A 26553-nucleotide genomic window follows, 5' to 3' on the forward strand; every position below is an offset into this window, starting at 1 on the left:
TATTTGGTGTATATATATTTTGTTCTTAAGGATTGATATGGGTTTTAAATGCGGTATTATTGGACTTCCTAATGTTGGAAAATCAACATTATTTAATATAATGACTAATTTAAAAGTTCCTGCAGAAAATTTTCCATTTTGTACTATTAAACCGAACATTGGAGTTGTTCCGGTTATTGACTATCGATTAAAAGAAATTGCTCAACAGATCGTCTCTAAAAAAATTATATATACTTTTATAAATTTTTTTGATATTGCTGGTTTAGTAAAAGGTGCTTCTAAAGGTGCAGGATTAGGGAATAGTTTTTTAGAAAATATAAAAGAATGTAATGCAATATTACATATGGTGCGTTGTTTTAATAATGATAATATTTCTCATATTTATAATAGTATAGATCCTCTGAGAGACATAGAAATAATTAATATGGAATTATTATTTTCAGATTTAACAGTATTAGAAAAAATACTAAGTAAAAAAAATATCATTCATAAAAAATTTGAATATGATAATTATAATATAAAATTAATACACTTTTGTATATGTCAATTAAAAAAAGGAGTTCCTTTAAGAGAACTTTTTTTTTCTAAAAAAGAACTAATCTTTTTAAATAGTTTAAACTTTTTAACATTAAAACCTATGATGTATATTTTAAATACTACTCTACATCATTCATCAAAAATTATGATTGAAAAAATATTAGAAAAATTTCAGAAAAAAAAAATAAAAGTTATACCATGTATTATAAATAATAATTTTTCGATTTATAGTGATTCTATTAATTTTGCGCAAAAAAAAATATATAATTTTAACAATATAAAAAACATAAATTTTCATGATATTGTACGTTCAGGATACATGTTATTACAGCTTATTACTTTTTTTACAGCAGGACCTAAAGAAATTCGTGCCTGGACAGTTCGTCAAGGTTCTACTATAAAAAAAGCATCCGGTTTAATTCATACTGATTTTGAAAAAGGTTTTATTCGTGCTCAAGTAATTTCGTATCATGATTTTATTTATTATAAAGGAGATATAAAAAAAGTAAAAAAATTTGGAAGATTGCGTTTAGAAGGAAAAAAATATATAGTTCAGGATGGTGACATAGTTACTTTTTTGTTTAATATTTAACTGCTTAGAAATTATTTTTTTATGAAAAATTTTTTTAATTTTTTAGAGAGGAGTTTTAAATATTCCTCTCTAAAATAATTTTTTATTTATAATTGTAATAAAAAATTTTTTAATTTTAAAAAATTTGGTTTCATATGATGAGAAAAGTTCGGTAAATTCGCTCTTTTTTCTAATGATTTAGGTAACTTTAATTTTATATTTAATATTTTTTCTATCGTGTTTTGAAATTTAGTTGGATGTGCTGTACCTAAAAATAGTCCGAAATCTTGAGGGCTTAATTGTTTTTTTAGTAGTTGATATGCGATAGCTGCGTGCGGTTCTGAGATATATCCAATATGATGTAATTTTTTTAATGTATGTATAGTTTCTTGATCGGATACACTACCATATCCAAGGCTTTTTAAGTTCCATTTTTGTTTAGAAAATAGTTCTTCTACTCTAGGCCAGTTATTTGGTTGACTAATATCCATAGCATTAGAAATAGTAGACATAGTTTTATAGGGCGCCCATATTCCATTTTTTAAATATCTTGGTATAGTGTCATTGGAATTAGTAGCTGCAATAAATGATTTTATAGGTAATCCAATAGCTTTTGCTAATAATCCAGCAGTTAAATTACCAAAGTTTCCACAAGGAACAGAGATTACTATATTTTCTTGTTGATGATGTGGAATTAATGCAAAAGCTTCAAAATAATAGCATATTTGAGCTAATAGACGACTAATATTAATGGAATTAGCTGAATTTAAGCCGATTTTTTTACGCAATTTTTTATCGTTGAAAGCTTGTTTTACAAGACTTTGACAGTCATCAAAACTACCGTCAATAGCTATGGTATGAATATTTTTACCTAATGTACAAAATAATTTTTCTTGTAATCTGCTTATTTTTCCTTTTGGAAATAAAATAACTACACGAATATTATTCATACAATAAAAAGCATGAGCAACGGCTGCGCCGGTATCTCCTGAAGTAGCAGTTAAGATAGTCATAGAATCATCTTGATCATTCCAGTAAGATAACATATTAGCCATAAAACGCGCGCCAAAATCTTTAAAAGCTAAAGTTGGACCATGAAACAATTCTAAACATGCAATATTTTTTTCGACCATGTGTAGTATAGGTGGCGTAAAAGAAAATGCATTTTTTACTTGTATTTTTAAATTTTGTAATGAGATTTCATCTGAAATAAAGTGTGATAAAATATTTGCACTACGATTAATAAAATCCATTTGAGTTAGTTCTTGTAATTCTTGAGAATTAAATTTTGGTAATTTTTTAGGAAAAAATAATCCTTGTTTTTTTCCTAAACCTAATTTAATTGCATATGCAAAATTAACTTCTTCATGATGATCTTTTAAGTTATATAATTTCATTTTTAGCTACCCTTATCTTTCTTGCACCATTAGGGTCAATATTACAAATATGAACAAAACCTTTTTCTTTATATTCTTTCATGAACCATTCTTTTACTTTTTCAGCAATGTTCATTGAATTGCAAATAGAAAAGATTGTTGGTCCTGATCCAGAAATATGACATGTGAGAGCACCTAATTGAATGATTTTCTCTTTTATTTTAAAAAAATTAGGTATTAATGGAATACGATATGGTTCAGCAATAATATCATTCATAACACGAATAGCAAGATCTGGTTGGTTAGTATATAAGGAGTGGATAAAGGTTGATAAATTTCGACTATTTTTAATACATTTTTTTTTTGTGTATTTTTTTGGTAGAATTTTTCTTGAATCCAATGTATTTAGTTTTAGACCGGGCCATGCTATTACCCATAACCATTTGTTAAAGATTGGTAATGATTGTGTAAATTTTAATTGATCTTCTGTAATTAATTGTAGACCACCGAGATAACAAGGTGCGACATTATCATAATGTATTGTCCCTGAAATATTTTCTTCTAATTTTCCCATTAATTTTAATAGTTTTTGGGGTTTAAGTTTTGTTTTGTAAAATTCGTTTAATGCTAAGATCATAGATACAATAGAGGAAGCACTGGATCCTAAACCAGATCCAATCGGCATATTTTTTTCTAATATAACACTAATGGGTTTATTTTTATTTGTTTTTTTTTCAAATAATTTTATCGCTTTCCAGGTAATGTTTTCTGAAATATTCTTTGGTAATTGATTGGAAAATTTTCCAATATGTTTTATTTTTAATTTTTTAGATTTTTTTATTGATACAACATCCCCTAATAATGTTTTGTCTACTGGTTTTATGGCAGCTCCTAGAATGTCGAATCCTACACCAACATTTCCAATAGATGCAGGAGCATGAAATTTTATCATTTTTTTAAAACTCCAAAAGTTATGATATAGTACGTAATAAATCTGAAAAAATACCAGAAGCTGTTACGCTTTTTCCTGCTCCATAACCGCGTAAGATTAAAGGCATGGGATTATAATTTTTTGTATAAAATATTAATATATTTTCTCCATTTTTAATATCATATAACGGATTGTTTTTGCTTACTGCTACAATTTTAACGCTGCATTTTCCGTTATTTTTTATTGTCCCGATACACCGTAAAACTTTTTTTTCTTCTTTTGCTTTTTTAAAACGTAAATTAAAATTGAGATCTAATTTTTTTAATTTAGACATCACTTTTTGGGTGTCTTTAAGATGTTTAACATCATCGGTTAATATTTTTTCTATTTTAATATCTGACAACTCTAATTTATAACCTGCTTCGCGAGCTAGAATTAATAGTTTTCTAGCGATATCCATTCCAGATAAGTCATCTCTTGGGTCAGGTTCTGTAAATCCTAAATTTTTAGCTTCTTTGGTGGCTTCTGATAAGCTTATACCTTGATCTAATTTTCCAAAAATAAAAGACATAGATCCTGATAAAATTCCTTGAAAACTAATTAATTTGTCTCCTGTATGTAAAATATTTTTTAAGTTTTGAATAACAGGTAGTCCTGCTCCTACATGAGTTTCATAAAAAAAATTTTTATTATATTTATTAGCATTAAATCGAATTTTTTCATATTTTAACATGGATGATGTATTGGATTTTTTATTAGCTGTTACAATATGAAAGCCTTTTTTAATTATTTTAGTATATTGATCAGCAATATTTTGACTAGCAGTACAATCAATTAAAACTGGATTAACTAAATATTTTTTTTTAGGTAATTTTAATATGCTGTTAAGACAGAATTTTGTTTTTGATTCTTGAAAATGTAGCTTCCAATTTTCAATATTAGTATTTTTTTGATGAATTAAATATTTTTTAGAATTAGCGGATACAGCTATTTTTATTTTAATTCCTAGACTCTTTAGTTTTCTTTTCTGTTTAAAGATTTTATGTATTAAATTTTTTCCTACACCTCCAATACCTAGTAAAATGACATTTATTATTTTTATATTTTGAATAATTTTTTCATGTAGGGATTGTATTATTTTTACAATATATTTATCGTATAGGATTAATGATATAGACAAACTTGAAGAATCATAAAAAGTAGATATAGCTTGGTTTTCGTTATTTTTTAAAATATAAAAAATTTTTTCTAAAATAGCTGCGCTTTTATTTTTAAGTATTTCACCTACAATTGTAATTAAACATAAATTTTTTATTATTTTAATGGGTTTTAAAAGATGATTTTTAAATTCTAGAAAAAAAGTTTCTTCTAATTTGATTAGCGATTTTTTAATATTACATTGTGATATACATATATATACTTTGTTTTTTGAAGAAGATTGCATAGAAAACAAAACATTAATTTTATGTATTGACAGACATGAAAGAATACGAGAATAATAACTTAAATTATTATTATTATTTAAAATAAAGAAAGTTAATATTGCTAGTTTATTAATTGATGTGATACCTTTTATTTTATTTTTTTCTTTATCTGCTATATGATGAGTAATTAATGTTCCTTTGTTTTGAGGGTTAAATGTATTTTTAATAATACAAGGTATTTTATCATATTTTAATGGTGATAATGTACGAGGATGAATTACTTTAGCTCCAAAAAATGCTAATTCTATAGCTTCTTCATATGATATTTTTTTTAATAATTGAGTATCTAAGATATTTTTAGGGTCGCTAGTATAAATACCATCTACATCAGTCCAAATTTCACAAATTTTTGCGTTTATACAAACAGCTAATATGGCAGCAGAATAATCAGATCCATTTCTTCCGAGAACTACTAATTCTTTTTTTTTATTTCCAGCTATAAAACCTGGCATGAGAATAATATTCTTACTAGGAATATTAATTTTTTTCATTCTTTTTTTTGATTTAAATAAATCAATAGTAGAATTTAAATAACTATTGTTTTCAGACAAGAAAATTTTTCTTGGATTTAAAATCGTTACGTCATATTTTTTTGCTATTAGTAATTCTTGCATTATAGCAATAGAAAATTTTTCTCCAATACACATAATAGTTGCTTGGATGTTGTCGGGGCATTGTTTTATAATATAGATACTTTTTAGTATATCTTTTAAAAAGTTACATTTTTTTTTAATGAATGCTATTATATTTTTTTTTTGAAAATTTAGCTGTAGTTGGTATAAGTTATCAAGTAGATTTAAAAAAATATTTTTTATTTTTTTAATATTTTTTTTTTGATTTTTTTTTTGTTGGATACTTTCTTTAATGGCTAAAATTAAATAATTTGTTATTTTAGCTGGTGCGGATAGTACCACTGATACTCGTGTTTTTTTAGATGTTTCTATTATAATGGAAGACACTTGTAAAAATTTCTCTGCATTTTCAAGTGATGTTCCTCCAAATTTTAAAGTTTTCATATTTTTTTTTTATTTCTCTTTTAGAGTCGATATTGATATTTAATTCTTTAAGAAATTATAATTTCTTTCATTCTAATAATTTACGAATATTAACGATATAATTAATTTTGATTATATATTTAAAATTTTATAATAAAAAATTTTTTTGATTTAGTTTATTTTGATTAATATCTCTTTTTTAAGAAATAAAAATAAGACTAAAATTTATTTTTTATCTTTATAAAACGGGTAAATTGTAGCATATTTTCTAAATTTTTTCTTTTTTTTAGAGATATTTATTAGTAATAATAAATCATAAAAGCTATTCATTAAAATAAATTTTTTAATAATATTTATTTATATTTTATAAATTTTTTAATAATTTAATCGAGTTAATTTTTTTTAAAATTTTTATTTTTCTGATTCCAGAATGATTAATAATTTAATTTATATTTATGGTATTCTCTTATTTTTTATAAAAATTAGATTTTTTTTTAAAAAAATTCTTATGAAAATTAATTAAAAAAAATGTGATTTTTTAAATCATTTGATTTTTTTCTCTTGATACAGATATATGATTTTTTATATTTTTTCTTTTTAATTGCAATAATATTTATTATACCAAAATTGAACAATTTTTTTAGATTCAGTGATTCGTTCAATACTAACACGTAAAGAAAATAACTCTAATGCTTGTAAAAAATTGATATTTTTTATAATTCCATTCATATTACAGTGATATTGTTTTTCAATTTCTTTTTGTAAGCCCCATATTTTAGAAATTTTTAGTAAAATATTTTTAGGAATTCCGATAGATATAGCAGATGTTTTAAGGATTTTTCGTACTGATATAGAATATGCATTAGAATAATCTAAATTTTTATTCTTAATTAATTTATTAATTTTTTCTATTAAAGGGTACCATAATATAGCGGAAAATAAAAAAGATGCATGACATATTCTTTTGTTTTTTATATTTTTATCAGTTTTTTGTAATGCTCTGATTATTATATATTTGAATAGAATCATATTTTTTTTGTTTAAAATTTTAAACAAATATGGTAATAATGGTTTTAGTAAGGAATATTTTTTTAATTTTCTATACGTTATATAACCATGTCCACAACAAAACAATTTTATTGCTTCATTAAATAAACGTGCAGATGGCACATAATGTAGTAAATTAGCTAATTTCGATATAGGGTCAGAAGTTTTTTTAGCAATTTTCATATTTAATTGTACGGAAAAACGAATAACTCGTAACATACGTACAGGATCTTCTCGATATCTTGTTTCTGCATCACCGATTAAGCAGATAATTTTTCTTTTAATATCATTTACACCCCCTACATAGTCTCGTATTCCAAAATCTTTTATATTATAATATAATGCGTTAATTGTTAGATCTCTTCTATATGCATCTTCCTCAATTTTTCCGAATGTATTATCTCTTAATAACATACCGTCTATTATTTTTTTTTGTTTTGTACGAAAAGTAGATACTTCTATAATTTCGGTGCGAAATATTAAATGAGCAATAATAAAGCGACGCCCAATTAATCGACAATTTTTAAAAAATTTTTTAATGTCTTCAGGAGTAGCATTAGTAGCAATATCAAAGTCTTTTGGATTTTTTCCTAAAATTAAATCTCTTACGCTTCCGCCGACTAGATATGCTTCATAACCTAATTTATTTAACCTATATATTACTTTCATAGAATTTTTACTAATTTTTTTATGGGAGATATTATGGTTTTTTTTTATAATTAGTGTCATATTTTAAATATCTGTTCTATGATTATAAAGTCTTATTTTTAATTTTTTATATAAAATAAGACTATTGGAAGATTATGATCATATTTTTATATTGTTTGTAATAAATATGATATAACATGTATACTACTTATTTTTTTCAATTATTCGATTTTTAAATTTTTTTTATTAGATGATAAGTATAATAATATTGATATAAATGATATTTTTGTAAGATATGTATTATCTGGATATTTGTTTTTTTCTTAATTCAGCTAATGTTTTACAATCTATACATAAATATGCTGTTGGACGTGCTTCAAGTCTACGAATACCGATTTCTATTTCACATATTCCGCAATATCCAAATGTATTACTTTCTACTCTTTTTAATGTTTCATTAATTTTTTTTATTATTTTATAGTCACGATCTCTTTTTCTTAGCTCTAAGTTAAAATTTTCTTCTTGTGCGGCTCTATCAATAGGATCAGGTAGATTAATATGCTTATCTTTCATGATAAATATATTTTTTTGAATAACTTTAGTGACTTCTTTCTTCCAAGTTTCAAGAATCTTTTTAAAATGTTTAATTTGCATTTCGTTCATATATTCTTCGTCTTTTCGTAAGAAATACGGTTTTAAGCCAGCAATTGATAAAATATTTAATGATGATTTTTGGAATTTTTTTTTTGTTTTCATTAGTTTTCTCATAATTTTATTGTAAAATTAACGATTAAAAAATTGTTTTTTAAATAATATTATATTAATATTTAATAAGAAATAAACAATATCAATATTGGTTTATATGATTATATTTTTAAATAATTTTTTTGGATATTTATGTGCTATATGCATTTTTATTAATTTTAATATTTTTATTCCTTTGGTAAAAATAGAAAATATTACTTAAGAATTTATTATTAATAGAGATATTATTATAAATAATAATGAAAATATAGTTTTTCTAAAAAATAAATATTCTTTGCAAAAGAATATATGTTATACGTTTAATATAATTTAATTAATGAGAAAATCATGAAATGGGTTTGTGGTATAGAATATGATGGAACAAAATATTTTGGATGGCAAAAACAAAAATTAGTATGTACAATACAAGCGTGTATAGAAAAAGTATTATCAACCATTGCAAATCATAATATTTCTTTAATATGTGCTGGTCGTACCGATCGAGGCGTTCATGGTATTACGCAAATTGTTCATTTTTTAACGACTTCTATCCGTAGCAATAAAGAATGGTTAGTGGGGGCAAATTCTTTATTACCTAAAGATATTACAATTCTATGGTTACAGAGAGTTTCTGAATCTTTTAATGCTAGATTTTCAGCATTATCTAGATCTTATCGTTATATTATTTTTAATAATTCTATTAGATCTAGTTTTTTAGAAAAGTATAGTTATCATTTACGAGATATTTTAAATATTGAAAAAATGAAAATAGCTAGTCAATATTTATTGGGTCGACATGATTTCAGTGCTTTTCGTAGTAGTGGTTGTCAATCTTTATCTCCTTATCGTACTATTTATTTGGTACATATATTTCAATTGAAAAAATTTGTAGTTATTGACGTAGTCGCAAACTCTTTTTTATATCATATGGTTCGTAATATTGTTGGATGTTTAATATTAATCGGTTTATCAGTACATAATAGTAAATGGATAAAAAAAATATTAGATAATAAAGAGAGTATAAAAAAATATAGTACGGCTCCATCCCGCGGTTTATATTTTTTATCAGCATCATATCCAACGCATTTTTTAATACCTACTAAATTTTATTTATCTAATTTTTTTAGTTTTTTTTCTTAATTTTAAATTTTTTAGGAAAAAAATTTCTAGTAAATTATATTATATATTATTTTTTATAATAATGTAACACCTTAAATTTTGAATTCTTTTATAATATATAGAAAAATCAATTTCTTTTTTTTTATTTTTTTTTAGATAATCTTTCTTAAAGATATAGATCTTTTTTATAAAAAAAAATATTATACATTTTTATACTTTTTTTATTCTTATTTATTTTTTATACGAATATTATTTTATTTTCTGTTTTAATTTTTATTAAATTTAATTCAAATGAGATTTTAATATGTTAAAAAAATTAATTGGAAATTTTTTTTTAAATTATAGTAATCGTATTTTAAAAAAAATAAATTTTTTTGTTAAAAAAATCAATTCTTTAGAAAAAAATCTTTTAAATTTATCAGATTTAGAATTAAAAAAAAAAACAACAATATTTAGAACTCGTTTAAAAAATGGAGAAACATTAGATCAATTATTACCAGAAGCATTTTCTGTAGTACGAGAGGCAAGTAAACGAGTTTTTGGTATGCGTCATTTTGATGTCCAATTATTAGGAGGTGTTGTATTACATCAACAAGCTATTGCAGAAATGCGCACTGGTGAAGGAAAAACGTTAACTTCAACTTTACCTGTTTATTTAAATGCATTAGCAGGAAAGGGTGTTCATATTGTTACCATGAATGATTATTTAGCAAAAAGAGATGCTGAAAGAAATCGTTTATTGTTTAATTTTTTAGGTTTAACTGTTGGGGTTAATATTAGTAATATGTCGTTAGAGGAAAAAAAAATTGCGTACGCTTCTGATATTACATATGGCACTAATCATGAATATGGTTTTGATTATTTACGTGATAATATGGTTTTTTGTAATACAAAAAAAGTTCAAAGAGAATTATATTTTGCATTAGTTGATGAAGTAGATTCTATTTTAATAGATGAAGCAAGAACTCCATTGATTATTTCCGGACCCATTGAGCATAATAGTAGTATATATATTCATATTAATCAGTTAATATCCAAATTAAATTTGCAAATTACAGATCCTCTTCAAAAAAATAATATATCTGGAGATTTTTTTATTGATCGTAAATCGCGTCAGGTTTATTTAACTGAATTAGGAATGGATACTATAGAAAAATTATTAGTGACATATAAGCTCTTAATGCCGCAGGAATCATTATATTTACCTAAAAATATTTTTTTTATTCATCATATTTTATTGGCTTTAAAAGCGCATTATGTATTTTTTAATAATATTGATTATATTATAAAAAATAATAATGTTCTGATTGTTGATGAACACACAGGTAGAATTATGCCAGGTCGTCGTTGGTCAGAGGGTTTACATCAAGCAATTGAAGCAAAAGAAAATGTTGCAATACATAATGAAAATCAAACATTAGCTTCTATTACATTACAAAATTATTTTCGTTTATATAAAAAATTATCTGGTATGACAGGTACTGCCGTTACTGAGGAATTTGAATTTCGTTCAATATATAATTTAGAAACTGTTGTTATTCCTACCAATAAACCTATGATAAGAAATGACATGTCCGACATAATTTATCTTTCTTGTCAAGAAAAATATAAAGCTATAATATCTGAAATAAAAGAATGTGTTTTGCGTAAACAGCCAGTATTGATTGGAACTGTTTCAATTGAAAAATCTGAACTTTTATCTTCTTTTTTAAAAAAAAATTTTATTAAACATAATGTATTAAATGCAAAATTTCATACTCAAGAAGCAGATATTATTGCACAAGCGGGTCAAGTAGGAGCTGTTACTATTGCTACGAATATGGCTGGTAGAGGAACAGATATTGTTTTAGGAGGAAATTTTGATGCTTATATTAATAAAAAAAACAATGTTAATAAAAAAAATATATTAAATATTAAAAAACAATGGAAAAAAAATCATAAATTAGTTATTCGTAGCGGTGGTTTACATATTATAGGAACTGAGAGACATGAATCACGTCGCATTGATAACCAGTTACGTGGACGTGGAGGACGACAAGGAGATCCAGGTTCTTCACGTTTTTATTTATCATTGGAAGATCCTCTTCTTCAGTTATTTTCATCAGATAAAATTATTGGATTTATGAAATTATTAGGAGTTAAAAAAGAGGAAGCTATTGAACACCCATGGATCAATAAAGCAATAGAAAATGCTCAAAGAAAAGTAGAAAATCAAAATTTTGATGTTCGTAAAAATTTGTTAGAATATGATAATGTCATCAATGAGCAACGTCAAGTTATTTATCATGAACGTAATAAGATTATTAACGCACATAATATTCGATCTTATATTCTTTCTATATTTGAAAATCAAATCAGATGTTTTGTAAAAAAAAATATCTTGCGAAATAATCTTAATGTTATTGATTTTTATTTTTTGAAAAAACAATTAAAAAATATCTTTTTTTATAATTTATCTTATAAAAAATTTTTAAAAAATAAATTTTTATTTATTAATGAGAATAGTGAAATTATACAATATATTATTAAAATAATACAAAAAGATTATCTAAAACGTGTTTCGAAAATTTCTATAAAATATAGTTTGATTATTGAAAAAGCAATTATTTTACAAACATTAGATTGGTTTTGGAGAGAGCATTTAAATTCCTTGGATTTTTTAAGGCAAAGCATTTATCTTCGAAGTTATGCTCAAAAAGATCCAGCGCAAGAATATAAGAGGGAATCGTTTAATATGTTTTTATCTATGTTAAAATCAATTAAACATTTTTTAATAAAAAATTTATTAAATATTTTTTGTGATAATTTTGAAGATAAAAGATACATTTTAATACAATTCATAGATTCTAATGACTTAGATTCTTTACATTATTTTATCATGAAATTTTTTAAGAAAATATTAAAGTAATAATTTTAATAGATTTTAATATAATGTAATATTTTTTTTTAAATTCAAATATTTTCTATAATGTAACTTTATTTTATTTAAAATCAGTAAAGTTTTAAATACTAGATGAAATTATTATAATCAATAAGTTATGATAATATAACAAATATATTCTTTAAAATCAATTGATAATTTATAATATATTTTCTGTTATTTTATTCAGAAAATTAAAATAATTTTTTTAAATGCAAAGATTTTTTTGGTATTCCAGTCAAATAAAAATATAAATTTTTTAATTTTTTTTTAGTTCAATTTTTTATTATAATGGAATTTTATTCATTTAAAAAAATAATTAATTTTTATATTGACTTAAATATTTTGAGTTAATTATTGAATATATTTTTATATATAAATAATTATTTATATAATTTTTTAATATATGAATATTGTTTATTAAATATTGATTGATACATTATATTGTTTGAATTTTTGATAGATTTTCTTTACTTGAGAAGTAATAATAAATTTACAGTACATAAATTAGAAAATTATTAGTAAGGATTTTAAAAGATGACTCAAAAAAATTTTAATGATATCGATCCAGTAGAGACCAACGAGTGGCTTCAAGCAATTTATTCGGTTTTACAAAATGATGGTAAAGAAAGAGCTTTGTTTTTAATAAATAAGGTTGCAGAAAAAATAAAACCTAATTTTATTAAGACTAAAGAAGAAGATTTTGATTTTATTAATTCTATACATCATACTAAGGAACCAAAATATCCAGGAAATCTAGAAATAGAAAGTAATATTCGAGCCGCTGTACGTTGGAATGCTATAATGATGGTTTTACGAGCGTCTAGAAAAAATTTAGATTTAGGAGGTCATATTTCATCTTTTCAGTCTTTTGCTACAGTGTATGAGGTATGTTTTAATCATTTCTTTCGGGCTTCTAATCAGAATGATGGTGGAGATTTAGTTTATTTTCAGGGTCACATTTCTCCTGGCATTTATTCTCGAGCCTTTATAGAAGGGAGATTAACAGAAGCTCAATTAGATAATTTTAGACAAGAAATTTGTGGATTTGGTTTATCTTCTTATCCTCACCCTCATTTAATGCCGGATTTTTGGCAATTTCCTACGGTTTCAATGGGACTTGGTGCCATTTGTTCAATTTATCAAGCTAAATTTTTAAAATATTTGCATCATAGAAAATTAAAAAATACTACGCTACAAACAGTATACACCTTTTTAGGTGACGGAGAAATGGATGAACCAGAATCCAAGGGAGCGGTTTTAATGGCTGCCCGAGAAAATTTAGATAACTTAATTTTTGTAATTAATTGTAATTTACAGCGTTTAGACGGACCTGTTTTTGGAAATGGTAAAATTATTAATGAGTTATCTAATTTTTTTTCTGGATGTGGCTGGTATGTTATTAAGGTAATCTGGGGTGGTGCTTGGGATATTTTATTAGATCAAGATCATCAAGGTTTTTTAAAACGTTTAATGAATGAAACTGTAGATGGAAATTATCAAACGTTTAAATCAAAAAATGGAGCTTATATTCGGAAATATTTTTTTGATAAGTATATAGCTACAAGTAAATTAGTAGAGCATATGACTGATCATGAAATTTGGTCTTTAAAAAGAGGCGGACACGATTCTAAAAAAATCTTTTCTGCTTTTTATAAAGCTAAAAAAATAAAAGGTAAACCGGTTGTAATATTAATACATACAGTCAAGGGGTATGGTTTAGGAGAAAAAGCAGAAAGTCAAAATATTGCTCATCAACTAAAAAACATTAATGATATTGATCTTGAATACTTTTATAATCGCTTTAAATTTAAAGTTCATAAAGATATAATTCATAACTTATCATACATTAAATTTTCTTCTAATTCGGAAGAGTATCATTATATACATCAGCAAAGAAAGAAATTATTAGGATATTTACCTTTTCGATTAAAAAAATTTACTGATCCACTACAATTACCACGATTAGATGATTTTAACATTTTATTAAAAAAGCAATTAAAACCTATTTCTACTACTATGGTTTTTATAAAAATATTAAATATCTTATTAAGATTACCTGGTATAAATAAAAAAATAGTACCTATTGTTGCGGATGAAGCTCGTACTTTTGGTATGGAGGCTTTATTTCGAAAAATTGGTATTTACAATCATTTAGGTCAATTATATACTCCATCAGATAATGAAAAATTATTATATTATAAAGAGGAAAAATCTGGACAAATATTACAAGAAGGAATTAATGAATCGGGAGCTTGTGCTTCGTGGTTAGCGGCTGCAACCTCTTATAGTACAAATAATTTTCCTATGATCCCTTTTTATATTTATTATTCAATGTTTGGATTTCAAAGAGTAGGTGACTTATTATGGGCATGTGGAGATCAAAATGCGCGTGGTTTTTTAATTGGAGCTACTTCTGGTAGAACAACATTAAACGGGGAGGGTTTACAACATTCGGATGGACACAGTCATATATTTTCTTTAACAATACCAAATTGTATTTCTTATGATCCAACGTATAGTTATGAATTAGCTGTAATAATACAAGATGGATTAAAACGTATGTATGGTATCAAACAAGAAAATATATTTTATTATATTACAACATTAAATGAAACATATTTAATGCCTTCCATTTCAAATACTATGTTAAAAGGCATTTGTAAAGGTATATACTTATTGGAAACTTTTTCGGGAAGTAAAGGAAAAGTTCAGTTATTGGGTTCTGGAGCTATTTTAGAGTGCATTAGAAAAGCAGCAAATATTCTATTATCAGAATATGATATTGGTTCTGATATTTATAGTGTCACATCATTTACAGAGTTAGCGCGTGATGGTCAGGATTGTGTAAGATGGAATTTTTTAAATCCATTAAAGAATAAAAAAATTCCTTATGTTACTTCTATTTTAAAGAATTATCCAACTATTGTTGCTACAGATTATATTAAAATTTTTTCTGAACAAATTCGAGCTTATATACCATCTAAAATTTTTCATGTTTTAGGTACAGATGGTTTTGGTAAGTCCGATAGCAGAAAAAATCTTCGTAATTTTTTTGAAATTGATGAATTTTATATAGTAAGCGCGGCAATTAATGCTTTAGTAGATAGCGGGATTATTGCGCGTAATATCTTGTTAAAAACTTTTAAAAAATTTAATATTATTTCAAAAAAAACAAATCCACGTTTAGGTTGAGAGGTGAAAAAGTGGATATAGAAATTTTAACTCCTGATATCGGAATAGAAAAAGTGGAAGTAACTGAAATATTGGTACAGGAAGGAATAAAAGTCAACAAAGAAGATGGTATCGTTTCAGTAGAAAGTAAAAAATCCGTTCTTGAAATACCATCGCCATACTCTGGTATTGTGAAAAAAATTTATGTTCAAGTAGGTGATATTTTAATGTTGAATACATTAATTATGACGCTTACCTCTAGTCAAGATATGCCAAATAAAACAGTATTAATTAAACCAAATATTTTTAAAAAAAATTCAGAAAATTTTTTAAAAAATATTAATGAAAAAAACTATAGTCAAAAAAATTTAGATTACGTTCAAAAAATAGAAAAAATTTATGCTTCTCCTAATGTTCGTCGAGCATCAAAGTTATTGAAAATTAATTTGTTAAATATTACTGGAAGTGGCCGAAAAGGTCGAATTATTATTGATGATCTTTATGCATATCAGAAAAAAAATATTAAACAGAATGTTTTGAATCTTGAAAAAGAATCTATTTTTTTAACAGAATCTAAAAAAAAATGTAACGAGATTAATTTTCTTGAAATTAATCAAATACAACAAGAAACTGGAAAAAATTTATTGAATACTTGGAACAGCGTTCCACATGTAACTCAATTTAATGAAGCAGATATTACAAATTTAGATAAATTCAGAAAAGATTATAATGAAAGATCTCTTCAAAAAAATAATCAATATAAAAATTTATCAATTTTTCCTTTTATAATTAAATGTGTTGAAAACAGTTTATATAATTTTCCAAAATTTAATAGTTTTTTAAGTTCGTGTGGAAAAAAAATAATACTGAAAAAAAATATTAATATCGGTATTGCTGTAGATACAGATTATGGTTTATTGGTTCCAGTATTAAAAAATTTACATGATAAATCAATATCATGTATTGCGCTAGAGTTAAATGATTTAGTATTAAAAGCTAAAAATAATCAATTACATATATCAGACATGCAAGAGGGTAGTTTTACTATCTCTAATTTAGGAAGTTTTGGAGGTACTGGTTTTACACCAATTATTAATGTTCCAGAAGTATGTATTTTAGGTGTTTCTAAAGCGATAATTAAACCGGTTTGGAAACAAAAGAAATTTCTTCCTCGTTTAGTCCTTCCTTTTTCTATTTCTTATGATCATAGAGTAATCAACGGTGCAGATGCAGTGCGTTTTACGACTTTTATCGTTAATCTTTTAGAAGATATAAGAAATCTAATTATATAAGGTATCTTTTATATAAACAATATTATTTTTTATTTATGTAATATAAATAATTTTAATGTAAAATAACCATTGAGAATATAGATCATGAAAAAGAATATTAGTATTGATGTAATTGTTATTGGCGGTGGTCCTTCAGGATATTCATCTGCTTTTCGTTGTTCAGATTTAGGTTTATCGACAATTATTATAGAAAAATACGGAGTTTTAGGTGGTACATGTTTAAATGTAGGTTGTATTCCATCTAAATCTCTTTTGCATTTAGCTACGCTGATTAAAGAAACAAAATCTTTTTTAAATTATGATATTGAACTATTTAACGTTAATAAAATTAATATGAATCATATAATGAAATGGAAAAATGATATTATTTTTTCATTGTCTAATGGTTTAAAATATTTAGCTAAAAAAAGAAATATAGATATTATTCATGGTACAGCTCAATTTATTGATGTTAATACTATCGAAGTAGTTTGTAAGGATATAACGTATATTATTAGTTTTAATTATGCAATTTTAGCTATTGGTTCAAAAGCCGTAAAAATACCAAATATTCCATATCAAAATCCTCGCATTTGGAGTTCTACTGCTGCATTAAATTCTTTAAAAATTCCAAAACGCTTATTGATAATTGGGGCGGGTATCATTGGTTTAGAAATAGCTACTATATATAGCACATTAGGATCGCAAGTAGATATTATTGATAATTCTACAAAATTTTTTCCGAGTATTGATTCAGATATTAGTGATATTTTTATTAAATATACCAAAAATGATTTTAGAATAAATATGAATAGTAGCATACATGAAATTAAAATCGTTTCTAATGGAATTTTAGTTAAAACAAAGAATAACTATGATATTAATCGGGAAATATTATATAATAATATACTAATTGCAACAGGTAGAGTGGCTAATGTTAATGCTATTAATTTACAAGATATTGGTATTAAATTAAATAAATTTGGTTTTGTGAATGTAGATTTACAGTTACGTACGAATATATCGAATATTTTTGCGGTAGGCGATATAGTTGGACAACCCATGTTGGCTCATAAAGGAATCTATGAAGCTCATATTGCTGCGGAAGTGATTTCTGGAAAAGAGCATTATTTTGACCCAAAAGTTATTCCATGCGTGGCATATTGTGATCCGGAAATTGCATGGACTGGCATTTTATCTCAAAAAGCAAAAGAATTAAAAATTCCTTTTCGTTGTATTTCTGTGCCATGGAATTATTCCGGAAGAGCTAAATCATCAAATTGCGAATCATTTGGTATGACAAAACTATTAATTCATGAAGAAACAAAAAAAATAATTGGTGGCATTATTATAGGTCGGCATGCTGGAGAATTGATTTCGCAAATTAGTTTAGCTATCGAAATGGCATGTGATGTGGAAGATATTGCGTTAACTATCTACCCACATCCGACTTTATCAGAATCCATCAATATTGCCGCGCAAGCATTTAATAAAACAGCTACAGATATCTTAAATACCTAGTTATTTTTTTTAAAAAAAATTATATAATTAAAAAATATTTTTTATAAATATTTTTATTTTTTTTATATAAAAATAATGTGATTTGTTTTACATATATATACCGTCATTAATGTTATATAAAAGTAGTATAATATATATTATTCTATAATAATATTTAAGAATATGATAAAATTAAAGATATATATAATTACACTGTTTTTAGTATTGTATATAATAACTTTTTTTAAATTTCTTTATTTATTTTTTTCGATCTTTTTTTATAAAATATTTTTAAAAAATATTTTGAAATTTTATGCAATAGCTGTATATTTTTTTTACAGCTATTGCAAAAAAAATTTTTATATTTTTTTATTTATGATATAAAAAATATTTTTATAAAAATAATATAATTTATATAATTTTGATTTATAATTTTTTTGTTTTAATATTTTGTCAATAAAATTATGTGATTTATATAATAAAAATAATGAAAGTATTTTTAATATCTTAATTAAAATAGATAATGTTGTATATAATACATTTTTTGTTAATATAAGAATTTTTATTTAAATATTGAATATAGTGGTTTTTAGATATTTTATATATTCTTTATTTAAAAAACGTTGATTAAATATATTTCCTTAATAATTATTTATTTTTTAAATACTAAAAGATAAACCGCAACCACATGTTGTTTTTGCATTAGGATTGATTATTATGAATTTAGATCCTTCTAAATTTTCTATATAATCTAATTTTCCTCCTTGTAAATACTGCAAACTAATGGGGTCAATAATAATATTAATATTTGAATTTTGAAATATGATATCGTTTTTTTGTTTTTTTTTATCTATTTTAAATCCGTATTGAAATCCACTGCATCCCCCACCAGTAATATAAATACGTAATTTATAGGTTGAATAATTTTTAGAATTTATTATTTTTTTTATTTTCTTTTTTGCTTCTTCTGTAATTAATAAAGGAACTCTTGGTAATTTATTCATATAAACTCAGTTATTAAAACGTTTCATATTATAAATTGAAATAATTTTTGATGATATAAATAATCGATCAATAGATTTTTTTATTTAATAATTTTTCTGTAATCAAAGTTTTCCTTATATTGTATAATATTATTATTTTTTATATTAAATAAAATTTGATTTTATTTTTAATCAAAATAGATGTTGACATTTAAATAATATTTTTTCTCACGAATATTATTACATATTTTTTTTTAAAAAAAACATTTATTTTTTTATTTTTTTTATTAAAAAAACTTCTATTAGTTTTTTTTACGTAAAAAAGCGGGTATATCTAAAAAATTTCTTTCAAGACGATTATTTGAAGTAATATTTTTTTCTTTTATTGTTTTTTCGGTATAAGAATTTTTTATTTTTTGTTTATTAGTAGCGACGGAATTTTGATAACCTAGTAATGTTTCTCTAGATTTCTTATTATCTAAAAAAATCATTTCAGAATTTTGATCAGCACCTATACCAGTTGCTACTACAGTAACACGTAAAAATTCTTCCATTTTCGGGTCTAATGAAGTTCCAATGACGACAGTGGCGCTATCTGATGAAAATGCTCGAATTGTATTTCCGACTGTTTCAAATTCATCTAAACGTAAGTCAAAACCTGCTGTAATATTAACTAATACCCCTTTTGTACCTGATAAATCGATATCTTCTAATAATGGGCTAGAAATAGCAATTTCGGAAGCCTCTTCCGCTCTATTTTCGCCAGATGCTGATCCGGTTCCCATCATAGCATATCCCATTTCAGACATAACGGTGCGTACATCAGCAAAGTCAACATTCATTAAACCTGGTCGTGTTATTAGTTCTGCTATTCCCTGAACTGCTCCTTTCAGTATATCATTAGCAGCTTTAAACGCGTCAAGTAAAGATATTCCTTTAGTAAGAACTTTTAATAATTTATCATTCGGAATTGTAATTAATGAATCTACAGATTTAGCCAGTTCATGTAATCCCTGTTCTGCAAAAATCATTCTTTTTTTTCCTTCAAAACTAAAGGGTTTTGTTACAACGGCTACCGTTAATATACCTAGTTCTCTTGCAATCTTAGCAATTATAGGGGCTGCTCCGGTTCCAGTGCCACCACCCATCCCGGCAGCTATAAATATCATATCCGCACCTTCAAGAGCTACTTTTAATTTTTCAGTGTCTTCTTCTGCAGCTGTTCTTCCGACATCTGGATTAGCACCGGCACCTAATCCTTTGGTGATATTATTTCCGATTTGTATTATTTGTCCTACTTCTATTTGACGTAATGCTTGGGCGTCAGTATTGACAGCAAAAAATTCTACTCCTTCTATTTTTTCACGAATCATATGTTCTACTGCATTACTACCACCACCACCTATACCGATCACTTTAATTACTGCATCATTTTCTATATTAACTGGTTCAAACATAATTTTTTGTCCTTTTTTTTTATTGATAGAAGACAGATTGTTTTTGTGATTTTTTAAATTTATAATTCATGCTTTAACCAATTATATATTTGTCTAATCCAATGATGAATAACTCCTATTTTTTTTGGAATAACTTTTTTTTTATTTTTTTTTCCGTATTGTAATAACCCGATTATTGTTGAATATTCTGGTTGCATAAATTTTTCTGGGATACCGGGTATATTTGGTTTTTTAAGAGAAACATTGATTTGAAATATTTTTTTAGCATACATGGATAATGATTTTACTTTTGATGCGCCACCGGTTAAAGCAATCCCAATTAATAGCTTCTTTTTGATTTCTTTGACACCTGAAATTAGTTCGAAATTTAATATTTCGCGATTAACTAATTGTAATAGCTCAAAATATCTTGATTCAATTACTTCCACTAATTTATTATGCTGTAAATTTTTTATTTTCTCACCATTTTTTTTAAATACTTCTATGTTGTTTTTTATGTTTCTTACATCACTAATCACTGATCCGTATTTTTTTTTTATAAATTCTGCGTCATAATAAGATAAAGAAAAAGCGTAAGCAATATCTTTAGTAACAATATCACCAGCATATGGAATAACAGCACTATGTCGTAATGATCCTTGAGTATAAATACTTAGATTTATTATTTCTCTTCCAATATCTACTAAACATACGCCTAGTTTTTTTTCTTCCTCATTTAAAACTGCTTCACTGGAGGCTAATCCAGAAAAAATTATTTTTTTTACTTTGATACCGCATTTTTCAACTGCTTTTGTAATATTTTTTTCAATACTATGGCAAGAGGTAATTAAATGTACATTAGCTTGCATGCGTATACCAGAGAGTCCTAATGGATTTTTGATATTGGACTGTCGATCAATTGAAAATTCTTGTGGAATAATATGTGTTATTAATCGATCGTTTTTTATTTTTACTGATTGTGCTGTTTTAATAGCATTTTTAATGTCTTCGTGAGTAACTTCGTCTTTTTTTATTGGAACAACACCAACTTCATTTAAACATTCTATATCTTTATGTGAAACGGATACATAAGCAGATTTTATTTTATATTTTGCAAGTTCTTCAGCTTCATAAATAGATTTTTTAATGCATGAGATTAATAATTCTAAATTATTAATATGACCATTTTCTATACCAGAAGATTTATTTTTACTAAAACCAATTATTTCAACTGTTTGGTTTTTTAGAATATTTCCGATTAATACTATAATTTTTTTAGATCCTATTTCTAAGCCAACGATTATGTTTTTATTATTTGAAATACTCATTTTTAACCTGTATTTATGCTGATTCTTTTTTTTATAACTAATTTAAGAAGGTCCCCGTGAAATGGTGACGTTTGATTTATAATACATAGCAGTATTATTTTTTAGAAAGATTATATGTTTAATATTATATCTGGAATTTAAAGTATAATATCAAAGAATAACAATTCTAATTGATTTTATTTTTTTTATAATCACGAATGATTGATTTTTTATTTTTTAAATATAGATTATTTGATAAAATTTATTTAATTATTATTTTTTTTGACATTAAAAAATAATCGTTAAAAGATATTAGTTTTTTATAAAATATAAATACAGCATATATTTGAGTAAAATATTGGCCTTTATTTCATTAATCTATATTTTAAAACTTGATTTTTTTTAAAAAAGCAAATAATAAAAAGGATATAGATTTTTATAAAATATGAATTATAGTTTCCCTATTGAAAAAATTTATAACAATAATATTCTATAATATATAGAATCATTATGATCTTTTTTTATATTTTGAATCATTTTGATTAATTTTTTTTTATTTTTTTTATTATATAAAAATAGAGTTTTTTAAAATGTGAAAAATATTTTTTTTAAACGTATTATTGATTATAATTTTAAATTTGTTTTATACATAATTATACTTTTCTAGATGTAATTATTATACGCTAATTATTTAATGGTTTATGATCTAATTACGATAAAATAATTTAATGATTTTTTAATGATTTAAAAAAATTTAAAATTGTTCTTTTAAATATTAAAAATTTTTAAGAAGATTTTATAGTTATAAAGAGATTTAATTTTTTCTTCTTAAAAAGAGAAATTTAATATAATTTTAAAAATTTATAATACATATTTTTTTTTAACATTTTTTTATTTTTTAAAATTTTCATAATTATTTATAAGATGATATAAAGTTAATATGAGAAATTTTGATAAATGTTTTTTTTATTTTTTTAATTAAGGTAAAAATTTAACAAAACTATTATATGATCATTGTTATAGCTTTTAAAAAATTTATGATATTAAATAAAAATTTATATTTTATATTATAATATTTAGCAATTATAAATATTTATTGGTAATTATGGTATCGGATTGCTATATGATTTTTTTTGATCAATTAATATTTTTTTAAGTTTTACGTTTTTGTTCATTATTTATCTAGTGTTATCTTAACTCACATATACGTAATATTGCGCTACGTGCTCGAGGATTTTTTTGAATTTCAGAAATAGTTGGTTTAATTCTTTTGATAAAACGTATTTTTTTTTTAGTTTGTTTTTTTATTTGTATTTCAGTTATTGGAAGTCCTTTTGGTATGGTAGGATGGGTGCTATTATTTTTAATAAATTTTTTTACAATGCGATCTTCAATAGAGTGAAAACTAATAATAGCAATTCTTGATCCAGAACTTAGTAAATTAATAATTATTCTTAATATTTTTTTTAATTCTATAATTTCTTGGTTAATATATATTCGGAAAGCTTGAAATGTTCTTCTAGCAGGATGTTTAAATTTATCGTATATCGGAATAGATTTTTTAATTACTTTTACAAGATCTAACGTGCTTTTGATAATCTTTCTTTTATTTTGTAAGATAATGGCACGAGCAATTTTTTTTGCATATTTATCTTCACCAAAATTTTTTATTACCCACTCTATCTCTTTTAAATTTGTTTTTTTTAACCATTCACAGACAGAAATACCGATTTTAGGATTCATCCGCATATCTAAGGGGCCATCGTTCATAAATGAGAATCCCCTACGATGAGAATTTAATTGTAATGAAGACATACCTAAATCTAATAATATTCCGTCTATTTTATTTTTATTTTTGACATTTTGTAAGTTTCTTTCAATATTAGAAAATTTATCTAAAAATATTTTAAATCTTGGATCTTCTATTTTTTTTCCTATTTTAACAGCTTGAGGGTCTTGATCTAAACTATATAACTTACCATCGATACCTAATTTTTTTAGTATTGCACGGGAGTGCCCACCGCCTCCAAATGTACAATCAATATATGTACCGTTTTTTTTAATTTCTAAATATTTTATAACTTTTTTTGTTAAAACAGATGTATGTACCATCATTTTTCCCTGGTAGATCAATTGCGGTTTACTTTTTTGATTAAATATTTTTTTTAAATAAATTAACTTTTTTAAAATATATTTTTTAATACATTATTACTTATTAATACTAATAACACCTGATCTTACGGTATCAATTACTAGGAATAATTTATTTGCAGTATCTAAAAAATCATTAATATTTTTACTGGTACCGAATATTTGTATAGTATAAGTTTGAGCGGTTATATATATTACGCTACCATGATATAATTTGATTAATTGTATAATATCTATTTTTTTTTCATTTTCTTTTATATTAATTTTTATTAATAAAATTTCTCTTTCAATATATTGCCCTTGTTTCATTTCAGATACACGAAATACATCAATTAATTTATGTAATTGTTTTTCTATTTGTTCTATGACCGTTTGATTTCCATGTGTTTGAATAGTTATTTTAGACAATGTCGCATCTTCAGTTGGAGCTACCGTTAAACTATCAATGTTATACCCGCGTTGTGAAAATAGCCCTATGACTCTTGATAGTGCTCCTGATTCATTCTCTAAAAGAATTGATAAAATTCTTTTCATAATATTAGAATCCTTAAGTTCTAAGTAACATTTCATTCATCCCGCCGTTTTTTATTTGCATGGGATAAATATGTTCTGAAGGATCGATATGTATATCTACAAAAACTAATGATCCTTGCTTAACGATTTTTATTGCGTTTAATAAATTTTTTTGAATATTATCAGATTTGTTAATAGTAATACCGATATGTCCATATGACTCAGCTAATTTTACAAAATTTGGTAATGATTTCATATACGAATGTGAATGTCGTCCAGAATATATCATATCTTGCCATTGTTTCACCATACCTAAAGCTTGATTATTTAGATTTATTATTAAGACAGCTAAATTATATTGTTTTGCTGTTGATAGTTCTTGTATATTCATTTGAATACTGCCATCACCAGTGATACAAATAATAAGTTCATTAGGAAAAGCTATTTTTACTCCTAATGCAGCTGGAAGACCAAAACCCATAGTTCCTAATCCACCTGAATTAATCCAATGTCGTGGTTTATTAAAACAATAATATAATGCAGTAAACATTTGATGCTGCCCAACATCAGCGGTAATATATGCATTACCTTGAGTTAGTAAAGATAATTCTTTAATAATACATTGAGGTTTAATAAAATTTGGTGAAACCTTGTATTTTAGACAATTAATATTTTTCCATTTCTTAATTTTTTTCCACCATTCAGATAAATAATTTTCTTTCCTTTTAGGATAATGGATTTTTAAAAGGTATAGCATTTCTTTTAAAATCATTTTAGCATCACCAACAATAGGAATATTAGCTGTAATAGTTTTAGAAATAGAAGTAGGATCAATATCTATGTGTATTACATGTGCATTGGGACAATATTTTCTAGCATTATTGGTAGTACGATCGTCAAAACGAACTCCGATAGCTAAAATAACATCAGATGAATGTATAGCCATATTAGCTTCATAAGTTCCATGCATACCTAACATGGATAAGTTTTGTGGATGATTACCAGGAAAAGCGCCTAATGACATTAAAGATAAAACAACCGGAACATTTAACTTAACTGCTAATTTTTTTATTTCTAAATGACTATTAGAACAGATTACCCCCCCACCAGCATAAATAATTGGTTTTTTAGCTTTGATAAAAATTTTTAAAGCTTTTTTGATTTGACCTATGTGTCCTTTAATAATAGGATTATATGATCGAATATTAATAAAGTCTGGCCATAAATATTTTTTTTTTATTTTTTGGTTTAAGATATTTTTAGGTAAATCTATGACTACTGGTCCTGGTCGACCACTAGTAGCTAATAAGAAAGCTTTTTTAAAAATTTTTGGTATTTTTTCTGTTTTTTGTACTAGAAAACTATGTTTGACAATTGGCCGAGAAATTCCGATCATATCACATTCCTGAAATGCATCGTAACCAATTAATTCAGAAGAAACTTGACCTGAAATGATTAATAAAGGAATAGAATCCATATACGCTGTTGCAATTCCAGTAATAGCATTAGTAGCTCCAGGTCCTGAAGTAACTAATACAACACCCAGATTTCCAGTAGCTCTAGCATAACCATCAGCCATATGCGTAGCACCTTGTTCATGTCTTACTAGAATGTGTTTTATTTTTTTTTTTCCAATGGTTTTAAATGCATCATATATATCTAATACAGCTCCTCCTGGATACCCAAACACTGTAGTAACATTTAAATCAATTAGTGATTGAATGACCATTTCAGCGCCTGATAGTAAATTCATAGTATAGTCCTTTTTTAAAATTTATTTTTTAAAAAATTATTAACTAAATTAAAAAGAAAAGTTTAATAATATTGGTAATTGAATAAAAAAAAA

At 24.5% G+C, this 26553-nt stretch carries 17 protein-coding genes; 6 read left to right on the plus strand and 11 right to left on the minus strand.

Going from position 1 to position 26553, the window contains the following annotated elements; genetic code table 11:
- The first annotated feature begins 37 nt into the window (after window positions 1–37).
- Window positions 38–1129: a redox-regulated ATPase YchF gene (ychF, locus tag APCICONF2801_RS00650; RefSeq protein ID WP_075431812.1), complete on the plus strand. Its 1092-nt coding sequence runs from the start codon at window positions 38–40 to the stop codon at window positions 1127–1129.
- A gap of 86 nt (window positions 1130–1215) precedes the next feature.
- Here the strand turns inward: ychF and thrC are convergent, their stop codons facing one another.
- The 5 genes from thrC to dksA all read right to left on the minus strand — a co-directional run bounded on the left by thrC (window position 1216) and on the right by dksA (window position 8345).
- Window positions 1216–2505, minus strand: coding sequence for a threonine synthase (thrC, locus tag APCICONF2801_RS00655; RefSeq protein WP_075431814.1), 1290 nt, complete (start codon window positions 2503–2505; stop codon window positions 1216–1218).
- A complete protein-coding gene (gene thrB, locus APCICONF2801_RS00660) occupies window positions 2492–3436 on the minus strand; it encodes a homoserine kinase (RefSeq protein WP_075431816.1) in 945 nt (314 codons plus the stop codon). The genes thrC and thrB overlap by 14 nt, the downstream gene beginning before the upstream one ends.
- Before the next feature lie 19 nt (window positions 3437–3455).
- Window positions 3456–5915, minus strand: a complete 2460-nt coding sequence (thrA, locus tag APCICONF2801_RS00665; RefSeq protein WP_075431818.1) for a bifunctional aspartate kinase/homoserine dehydrogenase I — start codon at window positions 5913–5915, stop codon at window positions 3456–3458.
- A 576-nt stretch (window positions 5916–6491) separates the two neighbouring features.
- Window positions 6492–7670: a polynucleotide adenylyltransferase PcnB gene (gene pcnB, locus APCICONF2801_RS00670; protein WP_075431820.1), complete on the minus strand. Its 1179-nt coding sequence runs from the start codon at window positions 7668–7670 to the stop codon at window positions 6492–6494.
- Window positions 7671–7889: 219 nt separating this feature from the next.
- Window positions 7890–8345 (minus strand): RNA polymerase-binding protein DksA, encoded by a 456-nt coding sequence (gene dksA / locus APCICONF2801_RS00675; RefSeq protein ID WP_075431822.1) that lies wholly within the window; start codon window positions 8343–8345, stop codon window positions 7890–7892.
- 336 nt (window positions 8346–8681) lie between these two features.
- Here dksA and truA point away from each other — a divergent pair, with 336 nt between their 5' ends.
- From truA to lpdA, 5 genes are all read left to right on the plus strand, one after another.
- A complete protein-coding gene (gene truA, locus APCICONF2801_RS00680; protein WP_075431824.1) occupies window positions 8682–9473 on the plus strand; it encodes a tRNA pseudouridine(38-40) synthase TruA in 792 nt (263 codons plus the stop codon).
- 283 nt (window positions 9474–9756) lie between these two features.
- Complete coding sequence (gene secA / locus APCICONF2801_RS00685) at window positions 9757–12360, plus strand: preprotein translocase subunit SecA (protein ID WP_075431826.1); 2604 nt, start codon at window positions 9757–9759, stop codon at window positions 12358–12360.
- Between the two features lie 549 nt (window positions 12361–12909).
- The gene (gene aceE / locus APCICONF2801_RS00690) at window positions 12910–15567 is read left to right on the plus strand and encodes a pyruvate dehydrogenase (acetyl-transferring), homodimeric type (RefSeq protein ID WP_075431827.1); all 2658 of its coding nucleotides are present in this window, start codon (window positions 12910–12912) and stop codon (window positions 15565–15567) included.
- A gap of 11 nt (window positions 15568–15578) precedes the next feature.
- The gene (locus tag APCICONF2801_RS00695; RefSeq protein ID WP_075431829.1) at window positions 15579–16838 is read left to right on the plus strand and encodes a 2-oxo acid dehydrogenase subunit E2; all 1260 of its coding nucleotides are present in this window, start codon (window positions 15579–15581) and stop codon (window positions 16836–16838) included.
- Window positions 16839–16922: 84 nt separating this feature from the next.
- On the plus strand, window positions 16923–18338 hold the full coding sequence (lpdA, locus tag APCICONF2801_RS00700) for a dihydrolipoyl dehydrogenase (protein WP_075431831.1): 1416 nt from the start codon (window positions 16923–16925) through the stop codon (window positions 18336–18338).
- A gap of 638 nt (window positions 18339–18976) precedes the next feature.
- Here lpdA and erpA read toward each other — a convergent pair.
- The 6 genes from erpA to ilvB form a co-directional block, all read right to left on the minus strand.
- Complete coding sequence (erpA, locus tag APCICONF2801_RS00705) at window positions 18977–19321, minus strand: iron-sulfur cluster insertion protein ErpA (protein WP_075431832.1); 345 nt, start codon at window positions 19319–19321, stop codon at window positions 18977–18979.
- A 281-nt stretch (window positions 19322–19602) separates the two neighbouring features.
- Entirely contained in the window at window positions 19603–20757 is a 1155-nt protein-coding gene (ftsZ, locus tag APCICONF2801_RS00710) for a cell division protein FtsZ (RefSeq protein ID WP_075431834.1), read from the minus strand.
- A 59-nt stretch (window positions 20758–20816) separates the two neighbouring features.
- Window positions 20817–22064, minus strand: coding sequence for a cell division protein FtsA (ftsA, locus tag APCICONF2801_RS00715; RefSeq protein ID WP_075431836.1), 1248 nt, complete (start codon window positions 22062–22064; stop codon window positions 20817–20819).
- 1167 nt (window positions 22065–23231) lie between these two features.
- Window positions 23232–24155, minus strand: coding sequence for a 16S rRNA (cytosine(1402)-N(4))-methyltransferase RsmH (gene rsmH / locus APCICONF2801_RS00720; protein ID WP_082252714.1), 924 nt, complete (start codon window positions 24153–24155; stop codon window positions 23232–23234).
- Between the two features lie 96 nt (window positions 24156–24251).
- Window positions 24252–24728 (minus strand): acetolactate synthase small subunit, encoded by a 477-nt coding sequence (ilvN, locus tag APCICONF2801_RS00725; RefSeq protein WP_075431839.1) that lies wholly within the window; start codon window positions 24726–24728, stop codon window positions 24252–24254.
- Window positions 24729–24741: 13 nt separating this feature from the next.
- On the minus strand, window positions 24742–26460 hold the full coding sequence (gene ilvB / locus APCICONF2801_RS00730) for a biosynthetic-type acetolactate synthase large subunit (RefSeq protein WP_075431841.1): 1719 nt from the start codon (window positions 26458–26460) through the stop codon (window positions 24742–24744).
- Window positions 26461–26553 lie beyond the last annotated feature (93 nt).

The organism is Buchnera aphidicola (Cinara confinis) (assembly GCF_900128735.1).
GTDB lineage: Bacteria > Pseudomonadota > Gammaproteobacteria > Enterobacterales > Enterobacteriaceae > Buchnera_F > Buchnera_F aphidicola_L.

Bases quoted from the DNA above. Each gene is read 5' to 3' on its own strand.
- ychF (WP_075431812.1), top strand. From the start codon at position 38: ATGGGTTTTAAATGCGGTATTATTGGACTTCCTAATGTTGGAAAATCA.
- thrC (WP_075431814.1), bottom strand. From the start codon at position 2,505: ATGAAATTATATAACTTAAAAGATCATCATGAAGAAGTTAATTTTGCA.
- thrB (WP_075431816.1), bottom strand. From the start codon at position 3,436: ATGATAAAATTTCATGCTCCTGCATCTATTGGAAATGTTGGTGTAGGA.
- thrA (WP_075431818.1), bottom strand. From the start codon at position 5,915: ATGAAAACTTTAAAATTTGGAGGAACATCACTTGAAAATGCAGAGAAA.
- pcnB (WP_075431820.1), bottom strand. From the start codon at position 7,670: ATGACACTAATTATAAAAAAAAACCATAATATCTCCCATAAAAAAATT.
- dksA (WP_075431822.1), bottom strand. From the start codon at position 8,345: ATGAAAACAAAAAAAAAATTCCAAAAATCATCATTAAATATTTTATCA.
- truA (WP_075431824.1), top strand. From the start codon at position 8,682: ATGAAATGGGTTTGTGGTATAGAATATGATGGAACAAAATATTTTGGA.
- secA (WP_075431826.1), top strand. From the start codon at position 9,757: ATGTTAAAAAAATTAATTGGAAATTTTTTTTTAAATTATAGTAATCGT.
- aceE (WP_075431827.1), top strand. From the start codon at position 12,910: ATGACTCAAAAAAATTTTAATGATATCGATCCAGTAGAGACCAACGAG.
- lpdA (WP_075431831.1), top strand. From the start codon at position 16,923: ATGAAAAAGAATATTAGTATTGATGTAATTGTTATTGGCGGTGGTCCT.
- erpA (WP_075431832.1), bottom strand. From the start codon at position 19,321: ATGAATAAATTACCAAGAGTTCCTTTATTAATTACAGAAGAAGCAAAA.
- ftsZ (WP_075431834.1), bottom strand. From the start codon at position 20,757: ATGTTTGAACCAGTTAATATAGAAAATGATGCAGTAATTAAAGTGATC.
- ftsA (WP_075431836.1), bottom strand. From the start codon at position 22,064: ATGAGTATTTCAAATAATAAAAACATAATCGTTGGCTTAGAAATAGGA.
- rsmH (WP_082252714.1), bottom strand. From the start codon at position 24,155: ATGGTACATACATCTGTTTTAACAAAAAAAGTTATAAAATATTTAGAA.
- ilvN (WP_075431839.1), bottom strand. From the start codon at position 24,728: ATGAAAAGAATTTTATCAATTCTTTTAGAGAATGAATCAGGAGCACTA.
- ilvB (WP_075431841.1), bottom strand. From the start codon at position 26,460: ATGAATTTACTATCAGGCGCTGAAATGGTCATTCAATCACTAATTGAT.